The organism is Sphingobacterium multivorum (assembly GCF_900457465.1).
GTDB lineage: Bacteria > Bacteroidota > Bacteroidia > Sphingobacteriales > Sphingobacteriaceae > Sphingobacterium > Sphingobacterium multivorum.
On record NZ_UAUU01000008.1, the window covers coordinates 119,135 to 132,374 of the forward strand.

The 13,240-nt window shown below is 42.8% G+C and carries 9 protein-coding genes; 2 read left to right on the forward strand and 7 right to left on the reverse strand.

Annotation, left to right across the window (positions count from 1 at the left end):
• Positions 1 to 179: 179 nt before the first annotated feature.
• From DTA23_RS08940 to DTA23_RS08965, 6 genes are all read right to left on the reverse strand, one after another.
• Positions 180 to 773: an RNA polymerase sigma factor gene (locus tag DTA23_RS08940; protein WP_070569769.1), complete on the reverse strand. Its 594-nt coding sequence runs from the start codon at positions 771 to 773 to the stop codon at positions 180 to 182.
• Between the two features lie 199 nt (positions 774 to 972).
• Positions 973 to 2,463 (reverse strand): arylsulfatase, encoded by a 1,491-nt coding sequence (locus DTA23_RS08945; RefSeq protein ID WP_112374472.1) that lies wholly within the window; start codon positions 2,461 to 2,463, stop codon positions 973 to 975.
• Positions 2,460 to 3,983 (reverse strand): sulfatase family protein, encoded by a 1,524-nt coding sequence (locus tag DTA23_RS08950; RefSeq protein WP_112374473.1) that lies wholly within the window; start codon positions 3,981 to 3,983, stop codon positions 2,460 to 2,462. The genes DTA23_RS08945 and DTA23_RS08950 overlap by 4 nt, the downstream gene beginning before the upstream one ends.
• A 55-nt stretch (positions 3,984 to 4,038) precedes the next feature.
• Positions 4,039 to 5,694, reverse strand: coding sequence for a RagB/SusD family nutrient uptake outer membrane protein (locus DTA23_RS08955; RefSeq protein WP_112374474.1), 1,656 nt, complete (start codon positions 5,692 to 5,694; stop codon positions 4,039 to 4,041).
• A gap of 17 nt (positions 5,695 to 5,711) precedes the next feature.
• Positions 5,712 to 9,140, reverse strand: a complete 3,429-nt coding sequence (locus DTA23_RS08960) for a SusC/RagA family TonB-linked outer membrane protein (protein WP_112374475.1) — start codon at positions 9,138 to 9,140, stop codon at positions 5,712 to 5,714.
• A gap of 185 nt (positions 9,141 to 9,325) precedes the next feature.
• Complete coding sequence (locus tag DTA23_RS08965) at positions 9,326 to 10,504, reverse strand: FecR family protein (RefSeq protein WP_112374476.1); 1,179 nt, start codon at positions 10,502 to 10,504, stop codon at positions 9,326 to 9,328.
• Positions 10,505 to 10,864: 360 nt separating this feature from the next.
• Between DTA23_RS08965 and DTA23_RS26915 the strand changes: the two genes are divergently transcribed.
• Positions 10,865 to 11,290: a hypothetical protein gene (locus DTA23_RS26915; RefSeq protein WP_146753040.1), complete on the forward strand. Its 426-nt coding sequence runs from the start codon at positions 10,865 to 10,867 to the stop codon at positions 11,288 to 11,290.
• On the opposite strand, the gene DTA23_RS08975 is transcribed toward DTA23_RS26915, so the two are convergent.
• The gene (locus DTA23_RS08975) at positions 11,271 to 11,921 is read right to left on the reverse strand and encodes an EamA family transporter (RefSeq protein WP_112374478.1); all 651 of its coding nucleotides are present in this window, start codon (positions 11,919 to 11,921) and stop codon (positions 11,271 to 11,273) included. The two genes, DTA23_RS26915 and DTA23_RS08975, sit on opposite strands and share 20 nt — an antisense overlap.
• A gap of 103 nt (positions 11,922 to 12,024) precedes the next feature.
• Between DTA23_RS08975 and DTA23_RS08980 the strand changes: the two genes are divergently transcribed.
• Entirely contained in the window at positions 12,025 to 13,200 is a 1,176-nt protein-coding gene (locus DTA23_RS08980) for an IS4 family transposase (protein ID WP_112374444.1), read from the forward strand.
• The last annotated feature ends 40 nt before the right edge of the window (positions 13,201 to 13,240 follow it).

The window sequence follows — 13,240 nt, forward strand, 5'->3', positions numbered from 1 at the left end:
CTAGTTTTTTAAAATTATTGCTTTCTTAGTTTACTGATAAACAGCTGTTTGTATTTTTTAAACCGTTCCAAGGTTGGAGGGCAAGTATTGCCTGAAGGTGGTTAACCTTAGGGGGGATGCTGTGTGAATAGCCTATTGGTCTATCTAGGGGTCGGATGCGGGAAATTGAAGGGAGTTAATTATCCTTTGAAGGCATACCATACAGATAGCATAAGAACACTGAGGTATTCAAATTTTTTAGATTTGAACCTTTCTTTTAATGCGTATAATGCCTTAGACCTTGCATAATAGACGGTCGATGCGGTTGTGTTTAATGTTTCACAAATTTCTTCGGTATTCAAGCCGTCCAAAAAGCTGAGCTTGAAGATCTGAGCCTGCTGTCTGGGGAGCAAATTTATTTCAGCAAGCAGCAATTCGGTGAGTTCTGTACGGAATATTTTCTTGAGTACATCGTCTTCCGGAACCGACATATGCTGAAGAATATCGAGCTCCTCTTTCCGTATTTTGAATTGCGTCGTTCTTTGCATATCGATACAGGCATTTTTAGTAGCGATAAAAAGAAAGGCTTTCAGGCTTTCATAATTCTCTACCTTTTGTCGATTATTCCATAACTTAACAAAAACATCGGAGACAATTTCTTCGGCGTCGGTTTTGTTGCGGAGGTAGGAAAAGGCAAAATAGCGTAACGAATGACCAAAATGATCCATAAAAAAGCATAAAGCCATTTCATCACCTTCTTTTAGTGTATTGATGTATGATTCTATTTGCCGCATACTTGGTTATTGATCCTTTTACGTTGGCCTTCGGAATATGTTGTACTCCTCTATGGTCGATACGTCATTCAATAGGTACATTCACATTAGACTCCAGCTGTGGATTGCTGTGCTAAATTACATAAAAAACTTGGGTTGTCATGATTCAATCCGGACAACCCAAGTTTTTTAAGATAAAAAAATGAAGAAAGAAATCGATTTATTTTTTAATCATCTTATTCGCTACAATTTCCCATTCCTGAATATGGGCAGGTCGGTGTTCATGCTGAACAATTTCATCAAAATGTCGCAGCATTTGTGGGTATTGTGCAGCTAAATCATTTTCTTCCCAAGGGTCTGTCGTTAAATCAAACAATTGCCATTTTGCTTTGGGGTTTTTCTTCAGATCGAGTTTGACGGCCTTCCAACGTCCTTCGCGTATGGCGAGCTGGCCGCCCTTTTCTGGATATTCGAAATAGAGGTATTGATGTTTCTGTTGATTCTTCTGACCCAGCCAGGTTGGAAGGAGGGAGAGCCCATTGCTGTGTCCGGGGCTTTGTTGAACCAGCTGTGCGAAGGTTGCCATGAGGTCATATTGGGCCGAGATAAGGTCCGTTTCAGCATTGGCTTTGATATGGTTTGGCCACCTGACAATTAACGGAACTTTGATACCACCTTCAAAAACATCCATTTTTAATCCCCTAAGCGAATCGACACTGCGGAAAAAGCGATAATCTATGCCCCCATTAAAACCAGTTCCGTTGTCACTGGAAAACAGAATAATGGTATTGTCATCTATTCCCAATGATTTGATATGTTTCATAATCGTACCGACTTGGTCATCCAGATAGGTGATCATACCCGCATAGGTCGCTCTTGGATAGGGGGTAGCGGTATAGCCGTCCTGTCCGTAATACGGTTTGTCCTGGAAGAGGTCCTTATATTTATCCACATATTCCTGGGGAACTTGTAGTGATAAGTGCGGCAAAGTATAAGGAAGGTATAAGAAAAAAGGTTTACTTCGGTTTTTGTCGATAAAAGCCAGCGCTTTCGCTGTCATTAGTTCAGGTGCATATTCCTTACCGTCAAACTGCTTGAAGTCCTCTGCCGTGGCCTTACTGGAATCTAAAGGAGTATGTACAAATTTTTCCTTGTTTTGAAGGGGATATTTTGTTTCATTTTCCCAAAGATGGGTTGGGTAGTAATTGTGGGCCTGTTTTTGGTCCAGGTAGCCAAAAAAATAATCAAATCCCTGTTTGTTGGGGCTTCCGGTGGAGTTATTCATCCCAAGTCCCCACTTTCCAATGGCTGCGGTCTGATAGCCGGCTTTTTTAAATAGGTGAGCCATGGTATACGTTCCTTCAGGAAGTGGCATCTGGCCAGCTTCGAGACTATCTGCAAAACCGCCCAATTCATAATTTCCACGAATATAGGATTGGCCACCATGCTTGCCCGTCAATAACATGCAGCGGGCGGGGGCACAGACAGGCGTACTTGTATAGTGGTTTATAAAACGTAGACCTTCACGTGCCAGCTGTTGGATATGGGGTGTTTTGATCAATCGCTGTCCATAGGGCTCCGTTTCGGCATAACCTAAATCGTCCGCATAAAAAAATATAATATTGGGCAATTTTTGTTGCTTTTTCTTTTGTTGTGCAAAAAGAGTCCCCCATCCAAGGAGGATGAGGGCGAGTCCAGCTTTTATTTTCATTTTTTACGTTCTCCTTCCAATAACTGCTTGAGTTCAGCGACCTTTTCTGGATATTTTGAAGCCACATTATTCTTTTCGCCGATATCATTTTTGAGATCGTATAACTGATCTTCCGGAAGACTTCCTGTTTCAGTATCGGTTAGTTTCATGTAGGGGGCACCTTTGCTGGGTGCAATATATTTCCATTCGTCCTTTACGATAGCCAGTGTCTGCGCATGCTGTACCATACTGCTACGTCCCTTATTATCTTGACCGGTTAAGGTTTTCAAGAGTGGGGCGCTGTCTTTTGCTTCATCTGCTTTTAGTGGAACATCCAATAATTGGGCACTTGTTGCCAACAGATCTATTTGGCTGATCAAAGCATTGGAAACTTTCCCCTGTGCAACACCTTTGCCGCTCACGATAAAGGGCACGCGCGTTCCGCCTTCGAAGATGCTATATTTGCCACCGCGTAGTGGGCCTGCGGGTAGATGGCCATTTTGTTGGGCCACAGCTCCATCCATATAGCCGTCGTCGAGAACGGGCCCGTTGTCGCTACTGAAAATTATAATCGTGTTTTTGTCAAGTCCCAAGAGCTGCAACTGCTGTTGAATTTGTCCGACGGTCCAATCCAACTGCAGAATAGCATCGCCGCGGTAGCCGAGTTTGCTTTTCCCTTTAAATTGTGTTGCGGGCATACGTGGGACATGTGGTTCTGTCAAGCAGAAATAGAGAAAGAACGGTTTGTTTTGATGTTGGGAAATAAAGTCCTGGGCTTTGTGGAGAAATGTTGTGGAAACTTCTTCATCCACCCACCTGGCACGTGTTCCGCCGCTCATGTAGCCGATTCTTCCGATACCGTTGACGATAGTCTGATTGTGGCCCTGACCCGGTGAAGAATGCATTTTGAGCAGTTCGGGGTGTTCTTTGCCCGTAGGGTCGTTCCCAATTTTCTTTTCATAGTCCACCAGAATTGGATCATTGGCTTCAGCGGCCACAACTTGATCATTTTCAAGAAACACTGTTGGGACGCGATCTGCTGTTGCAGGAAAAATGAATGAATAGTCAAAACCTACATCATTAGGCCCGGGTTTAATGGGGGCATTCCAGTCTTTTTGGACCTGATTTCCGAGTCCCATATGCCATTTGCCAACAATGGCAGTAGCATAGCCGGCATGTTTAAATACTTTGGGTAATGTAATTTTATCCGTAGGAACGATTAGCTTGGCATCGCCTGGCAGAATGCCTGTACCTTCCTGGCGCCATGGATACGTCCCGGTCATCAATGCAAAACGGGAAGGGGTGCAAGTTGCCGATGTACTATGTGCATTGGTAAATCGGACGCCGTTCCGGGCGAGCTTATCCAGGTTGGGTGTCTCGATTTGTTTGGCACCATAGCTACTTAAATCACCGAAACCAAGATCATCCGCATAAATATAGATGACATTCGGTTTACTTGCCTTTTGGGCAAAACTAACGGTGGGTAGCGTAACAAAAAGGCTCGCGGAGAGTAATAACGCTAGAGATAGTGGCTTCTTCATATACGTTGAATTTTGTTTAAAGGGTATCGTTTGACAATTGACGATACCCAAGGTACTATTTTAAATTTGGATTGATATTAATTTCATTCTGTGGAATTGGCCAATGTTCATCTTGGCCAGCTCGGAAGGCCTTACTGGTTACGTACCATCGGCTATAAGGATCTTTGTTTCCACCTGCTTTTATGCGGAGATTTTTCGCCCCTGGGAATGGTGCCCCATAGAAATCGCCCTTTAGTACATCTTTTGCGATACCCCAACGTAATAAATCCCAATAACGGAGTCCTTCCAGTGCAAGTTCGACACGTCTTTCGTTACGTAAGGTCGAACGCAGTGCGCTACTGCTTTGGACGGTGATGGCTGGCATATTAACGCTGCTTCTTTTTCTGACAGCGTTGATAGTTTTGTCCAGTAGGTCGCTTGTAATAGGATCACCATTTTCGAGTTTGGCTTCAAGGTAACTCAGGAGGACTTCGGCGTAGCGTATAATAGGAACATCGGCTCCAGAGTTTTGTAAGTTTCCACTAAAGCCTTCGTCGTTGAACTTGCGCAATCCGTAGCCCGTGCGTGTTGCCTGTTTTGTTGTTGTCAATTGATCAATAGACAATGTGGAATCTGGATGTGAGGTGTATTTTAAATTTTTAAAGCGGTCTCCATTTGTTATCACCGTGAAGGCTAAACGCGGATCCCGGTTTTTGCTGATGTCTTGCGCATTATATCGCGCATCATCGTACGAAAATGCCGTTCCATCGGTGAAACCATAGCTCTCTACAAGGCTACCAAGCGGGCAATGGAGATGCCAACCGCCGGCGACTGCGGGAAAATTGTGTTGGAACATACCGTTTCCAGCGAGATCAACAAGATACTGCGTGGCAAAAATAATCTCTTTGCTCGTTTCGTTGGTTCCATTAAATAAGCCTGAATAGTTGGGATCAATGCTGTTTTCATTGGCATTGATGATCTGCTCATAACTTTTGATCGCGTCGGCGTAGGCTTTTTCGGCCAGTTGGATGCGTCCCAGGAAAGCGAGGGCTGCCTGTTTGCTTGCGCGGCCCCGTTCTGCGGCAGTCAATTTGCCATAACTCGGTAAGTCGTTTGCCGCTTCCTGTAATTCACGTTCAACAAAAGTAACCAATTCCTGTTTTTTTGCTTTGGATACCTGGTTTGCCTCATTGGGTGTTAAGGTTTTGGTCACCAAGGGAGCGTCACCCCAGTATTGAGAGAGGTAGAAATATTGACAGGCACGTATAAAGCGCGCTTCTGCCTTGAAACGAGCGAGTAGTTCAGCTGAAATCGGCGTCTTATCAATATTTTCAAGGAAATAATTTGCACGGGCGATTTTCTTATAGGTATACTGCCAATAATTGTCTAAGTTGCCGTTATTGCTCGTTAATGTTCCATCGGATAGCTTGTTGAAAACCGAATTATCACCACGTCTATCGTAGGCATTGTCCGAAGCAAACTCCAGATAAAGTAGCCCGTTATAGGACCACCAGTCTGTGGGGCTGAATTCGGCGAGGGAGTTCATTTGGATTTCTGCTTTGTATAATCCTGTCAGCGCTGATTGCGCATTCGTTTCACTGGTCCAAAAAGTCTCGTTTGCAAATTTATCAAGCGGATTGGTTTCCAGCTGTTTTTTGCAGCTGATGCTCAGGCTTGATGCAAGAAGAATGCATAGGGCCAATTTTATATGTCTGTGTGTGCTATGTATCATGGTTTTTTATCGATCGGTTAAAAACTAAGGTTAACCCCAAATGTAAAATTGCGCATAATAGGGTAGTAGGCGCCGCTTGAATTGATTTCCGGATCCCAGCCTTTTCTATAATTGCTTTTGGTAAATAGGTTTTCGGCGTTTGCATAGATCCGCAGGCCTGACAATTTCCATTTTGCAAGGGTGTTCTTGGGAATGGTATAGCCTAATTGCATATTTTTGAGGCGTAAGTAGCTCGCATCCAAAAGCCAGTAGTCTGACAGCAGTGTATTGGGAGTACCTGTGCTTGGCAATTGTTCAATTCTTGGGTAAACCGCATTGCGGTCGGGATTTGCTGCTGTCCATCTGCCATCAGCTTGCCAGCGTTGGATATTGCCGTTTTGTGTCAACGCAAATCCAGCATAATTGTCCAATAAGCCTTTAACACCACTTACACCTTGAAGAAGTATTCCTAAGTCAAAACCTTTATAGCTCATCCCGATATTCATCCCGTAGGTGTATTTGGGGATACGTGATCCGATCACAGTTCGGTCATATGTGGCATCTACTTTTCCATCAGGTATGCCGTCGGGGCCACTAATGTCTTTGTATCGGATATCGCCTGGCTGTGGCTTTGGGTTGATGCTGGTTTGATTGGCCCAGCTTGCAATATCAGCAGCATCGATAAATAGGCCATCGGCTTGGTAGCCATAGTAAGCCTGTATGGGGTAACCGATAAATAGGGTTGAACCATTTCCAACTAAGCCATTTGGCTGGTTGATATTGCCGACACCCAAATCGACGACTCTATTTTTGACGGTAGAGAAGTTTAGATTCACATTATACGAAAATTCGTTCAACTTCTTTTGATGTCCCAAGGTGAATTCCCAGCCACTATTTCGAAGTTTTCCAGAATTCTGTACGCCTACTTCAAACCCCAAAACTTTGGAAACACTAGAACCTGGGCTCACCAAAATATCGTAAGTATATCGGTTATAATATGTACTACTGAATGTCAATAAATTTTTAAATAAAGCCACTTCCATGCCCGCATCTGCCGTTCGGGTTGATTCCCAGCGTAGCGTAGGGTCAACAATTGTTGTTCTGGCGACCCCTGGAGAAATGGTATTTCCAAAAGGGTAATTATAACCAGGATTTAAAACATCCTGGTATGGGTAGTTAGAGACAACGCGCTGTTGTATATTACCGACAATATTTTGGTTTCCAAGTACCCCATAAGATCCTTTGATTTTCAATTCGTCGATCCAACTATAATGGTCCTTTATAAACGATTCTTCACTCAGCAACCAACCTACTGCAATCGAAGGGAAGGTCGCATATTTTTTATCGGTTGGAAAACGGGATGACCCATCGTATCGAACAACACCCTCGACAAGGTATTTCTTGGCATAATTATATTGTACGCGTGCAAATAATGATTCTAATGCCCACTCTGAGGCTGTCCCAGCGTTCTGTTGCCCATCTGGTGAACCTACATTTAACTCGGTAAGATCATTGCTGGGAAAATTCTGGCGGTAAGCGCTTAAACCTTCGCTGTAGCCTTTTTCGAAAGAATAACCACCTAATATTTTCAGGTTATGCGACCCGAAAGTCTTCGTGTAGTCTGCTAAAGCTTGAAAAGTTTTGTAAGTGTCGTAGGGCGCACTTTGGTTCAGATTTGAGGGGCCCAGAATTATGGAATTGTTGATCCGTTGCGAAGCTCTGAAAAGTTTTGTACGGCCATTCGTCTGCGTATACCCGCCAATAGCGGATAAGGTCAGATCTGAAATCGGTTTCCAATCGAGCCTTGCGTTTCCCGAGATATTGGATACTTTTTCTTTGTAGAAGGATTCGCTCTCCAGGAAAGATACGGGTGTCCCTTTCAGGTTATTTCCTGCGCCCCAGTCACCGTTGCTCAACCGAATAGGGTATATGGCGGGATAGCGAATCACCTGAGAAATGATATCCGTCATGCGGGAGAAGTCGAGCGTTGCCGGTGCTGCCGGTTCGTCTGTTTCGGTCTGAATTGCTGCTACCCGCGTCGTTAATTTGAGCTTGTCATTGAGGTTTGATATGAGATTGAGGCGGACATTGTATTTGTCAAAATTGTTTTTGATGACAATACCTTTTTGATTCAAAAAACCAGCAGATAAGGTGTATTGTATTTTATCTGTGGTATTGGATATATTTAAATTGTGGCCTGTTTGTGTTGCTTGCGACTTAAATGAGCTTGCCATATAATTGGCATTGGGATAATTGTCAGGATCTGAGCCATCCTTAAATTTTTGGATTTCTTCGGCCGTATAACCACCGCCACCACTTGTGGTTTCGTTGAGTAAGGAAGCGTACTCCCAAGAGTTGACAAATTCGGGGAATGCTGTTGGCTTTTGGATCCCATAATAACCATTGTAATTGACCGTTAATTTTCCGCCAGCTGCGCCTGTTTTTGTTGTTACCAGAATAACGCCGTTTGCGGCTCTAGCTCCATATATGGCTGCTGAGGAGGCGTCTTTCAATACCGATATCGAGGCAACATCATTTGGATCAATATCATTAAAGGAATTGGTGGGGATACCATCAACTAAAATAAGTGCGTCGGTACTGGCGCCGAATGATCCCACACCACGAATCTGTATCGTATTGTTTGCTGCCCCGGGTTGGCCAGATCGCTGTATGACGGTCACGCCCGGCATTTGACCAGTGAGGGCCTGAGCAAGCTGGGGAACGGAGCGTTTGGCGAGTTGTTTCCCATCAACTTGGGAAACCGAACCGATTAGTTCTTTCTTTTTTGTCGTACCGTAGCCTACGACGACGACTTCCTCCAATGCGTCGATATGCTGGCTAAGTTCAATATTGAGGTAGGGCTGGTTGGCCAACGGGATTTCCTTGGTTTGGTAGCCGATCATTTTAATGACAAGTACGGCGTTATTATTTGCTTCAATCTGAAAGTTACCACTTGCATCTGTAGTAGTTGCTTTTGTCGAACCTTTTATCATAATTGTTGCACCTTGGAGCGCGGTTCCTTTGCTATCGTGAACATTTCCCTTGATGGTGCGGTTTTGTTGCACTAAGACGTAATTGCTTGGAAGGTCATACGTTAGGTGGTTTGTTTTTAACTTCGTTACGACAAGCATATTATCCTGAAAACTCCAATCCACAGGTTGGCCTTTTAAGAGGATCGGTACAGCTTTTTCTAAAGGCATATTGCGAACCTGCGCCTCAATTTTTAGTTCAGCAAGTTCTTTACCATTCAATAGAAAGGGGACGCCACTCTGTTTTTGGATGGTACGTAGTACCTGCACCAATGACATTTTTTTGGCGTTAATCGTGATTGATTGTGCGTAGCTGGCTGCAGACAGCTTAACAACACATGCAAGAGTAAAAAATGCGCTCAGCTTCATTTTGGTCTTCCATTGCTTGGGGATGTTCACAGCAATTCGATTTCTATGAACAAGAAATTTAAAATTCATAAATTTGTTGAATTAGGGATATAATCTATTGTTAAACTGATTGGGTAAATCGGTCAAAAATGGAGATCGCTATTATGGCCGATTAATGTTCGTAGCATTGGTCGGCTTTTTTTAGTATCTCGTTTTGTCTCCTTAGGTTGGTTTTCTCATAATTGTTGTTTTTGGGTTATTTCATGGATAATTGGTTAGTTTGAAACAAAGAGTTTACGGATGCCATTTTCTTGGATCAATTCAAATTTAATATGGCTGCGTTCCAAAATTTTTAGGACTGCCGATAGACTTTTCGTACGTTGAATTTCGCCATATAATAGTGTTTCTTTTATCGGTTGCGTGTAGATGATTTGCAGGTCATACCATTGACCGATCAATTGTAGGGCAGTATGAAGGTCCGTTTCATTAAAATAGAATTTATTGTCGAGCCATGCGATGTAATTAGCGGGATCGACCACTTTTTTGGATAGTTGACCCGAAGCTAAGAGCGCTTGTTGGTTGGGTCTGAGCTGTAACGTTTGCCCTTGCGCCGATAGATTGATGCTTCCCTCCACAAGCGTTGTACTACTTTGGGATTTCGAATAGGTGTTTACGTTGAATTCGGTACCGGTGACTTCGATGAGCTGTCCATTGGAAACGACCTGAAATGGAACCTTTTTATTTTTTGCAATTTTGAAATAGGCTTCACCGTCAACTTCAACAACACGTTTGTTTTTTGCAAAATGAAGCGGGTATTTGAGTGTTGTTTTCGCATTGAGTGTAATTTCCGAGCCATCTTCCAATTGGAGTTTCAGCATTGTGCCGGCGGGGGTATTAACTGTGGCCATCAGATCTTCTTTTAAAGATTCGTTTTGTAGAACAGTACCGTCTTCGTAGGTCAATTTATCTCCTGAAACAAGGGCTCCTTTCTGACTCGATACCTGGAGTACTTTGCCATTCGAAAGTCGTATTTCAGCGTTGTTGTTCTGTGCTTCTACATCATTTAAGACCATTCGATCGCTGATCGGTGTAGCCTGTTTTTTTACCACTATGAAATACATCAGACCACCTAAAATTAGGCTTATTAAAGCTGCAGCGTAGGGTAGCAAACGCTTTAGGTTTCTTATAGGAGATGGTTTAATGGCGGAGGTTCGAATGGTCTCTAGGGTCTTTGTCTTTAACCTTTCGTTCCAATCCATCGTATCTGAGGCCTGGAGTAGGCTCCATTGATTTAAATCGTTGATAAAATCATCGCGATCTAAAAGGTCTTCAAAAAAAATACGGTGTTCTGCTGATTCGTCCAACCATAGCTTTAAATCGGTCTTTTCATCCGACGTTAAGTTGTCGCCGATGTACTTTATGATTAGTTGTTTGATATCATCAGTCAATCTCATGGTGTATAATTTTAGATAGATACGTAACAGGAAGGATAAACCTTAGTAAAAAAATGAAAAAATATTCAGGTGTAGCATGCCGACAAATATTAAGGTCCATCCGTCAAACATCGTCAGGACCACGTCCAATAGTGCTTTGGCATTTATCTTTCAAGGATTAATTTGCATCTTTAAAAAGATTCTTGTCGTTTAAAGGTTACGCGGGTTTAGCAGTTATGCTATGTGAGAAGTCAGCCTTGAATTCGGTTTTGAAATTGAGGCGCTCGGAAGGGGCCTGGTCGAAATTTATTAAGGGAAAATAGGAGGGGACGAGAAGTTCAGGCCTATTCGCGGTTTTGTTTATTTTAAAATATTGTGCCGATGAAAAGAAAGCTAAGTTTTATTTTTCTGCGAATTATAGGGTTTAGTGTGTCGACGACCTTTGTCCTTACAGCCATACTTCAGGCAAATAATGAGGCGGCAAAAAGAGCACGTTGCTACATGCCCTTTTTTACAGAATTGTTGCTTTCATTCGTGACACTCTGTATTGCGATTGGTACGATATCTATTTTTCTAAATTTAAATAAGCAATTCAGAAGCAGTAGGCTTGCACGGGCACTATCCTTTGTTTTATTGCCCGCTGCTATTAGTCTATTGTTTTCATCCTTTCTGATCCAAACTGGTGGAGCCTCTAATATATTTGAAATGCTCCACATGGCTGCAACCATAGTTCCGGTTTGGGGGCTGATCTTATGGCAATATAATAGATTTAGTCATTGGCTGGCTACTACGACTTACCAACATTAATTATGATGACAGCCATTAAAATCAGGAGTATGCCCAACCATTGGAATCCTGAAACAACTTCCTGCAGAACCAACATGGCAGATAAGGTTGAAACAGGAATTTCCAGACTTGAAATAATATTTCCCATCGCTATTCCAGTTTTCGGGATTCCCTTTGTAAACAATAAAGGCGGTAGGATCGTTCCAAAAATGGCAATCAGAAATCCCCAGGGGACTGCATTAACTTGCATATACCGAATAATATCCATGTTCCAAAATGCGACGATGAGCAGCAGTCCGCCTAAAACCAAGAATTGGCTTCGTACCGAACTCGGCAGCTCTTTCTCCACTGTGCTTGAAGCATAAATTGCCAGCGCATAACTTATTCCCGCTCCGAACCCCAGTATTATTCCTCTGTAATCAAGCGCATTATTGTTTTGAAATAGATTGGTTGCTAAGGTCGTGCCGAGCAAAACGATAATAACTCCTGCTAGTTTACCTTTTGATGGGAGCTTTTTCAGTAGCACTGCTTCTGCCACTAAACTTATCCAAATAGACTGCATCAGCAGGATAATCCCAACGGATACGGGAATATATTGGATGGAGAGATAGTAAAGTGTTGTTGTTAGACCAAGGGAAATGCCCCATACCATCAGTTTTATTTTTGATCACTTGCGTCCTAAACGTTTAAAAAGTGGCGGTGTTTAGATATAGCAAAGTTGCTATATTTAAATCGCAAAATTATAACACACCGCCATGATAAATTTAAACGTTTTTAGTCAGATTTTATCTCTTATCGACCGCGAATTATTCAAAGATTTGGTTTCAAAGCACAAAAGTGACAAACATCAGAAAGGGATCAACAGCTGGACGCATCTAGTCAGTATGCTTTTCTGTCATTTTTCCTCGGCAGATTCGGTTCGTGATATTAGTAACGGTTTACGCAGTACCACTGGTAATCTGAACCACTTAGGTGTAGTAAGAGCTCCAAGTAAGTCTAATATATCCTATATCAACACACACCGTACCCATGAACTTTTCAAAGATCTTTACTATTCTGTTTTGGATAGGCTTTGGCAAAAGGACACCCATTTTCGCAAAGATCTTGGTCAGCTAAAGCGTAAAGTATATCTGATGGATGCCAGCATCATCCCCTTATGTCTATCTGTATTTGACTGGGCTAAATTCAGGAGCACCAAAGGTGCGGTAAAACTGCACACCGTTCTGGATTATGATGGCTGCCTGCCTGTTTTTATGCAGATTACCGATGGAAAAGTACATGAGAGCCAGCGGGCCGGTAGTTACAGTTTTTCTAAGGGAAGCGTGGTGGTAGTGGACCGTGGCTACGTGGATTACAGCTGGCTTGGGGATTTGGACAGCAGGGGCTGTTATTTCGTTACCAGGAGTAAAACCAACATGAATTACAAGGTTATCAAATCATATCAGAGTGAAGCACTCTTGGAAAAGGGAATCATTAAAGATGAGATCATTGAGCTTTCCGGTGCTGCCTGCAATAAATACAATTCCAAACCGTTACGCCTGGTCCACTTTTGGGACAGCACCACTGGTAATGAGTACCACTTTTTGACCAATAATACTAAATGGAAGGCTTCTTTGGTGGCAAACATCTATAAACAACGCTGGCATATCGAAGTCTTCTTCAAGCATCTAAAGCAGCGCTTAAAAGTATCGACATTCATAGGGACTTCTGAAAATGCAGTGATGATACAGATCTGGACTTCACTGATCGGCATATTACTGTTAAAGTACCTCCAAAAGAAGGCCAAATATGATTGGAATCTTTCCAATCTTGTGGCATTTATCAGAATGAATATCTTCGTGAAAATAAACATCTGGAAATGGATAGATGATCCATTTGTCAGGCCTCCGGTCAAAGGAAAAAATGGACAGCTGAACATCTTCACGGAATGAAAAGTAGGGGTCAAAATTCAAATGAGCAAAAAATCAATGG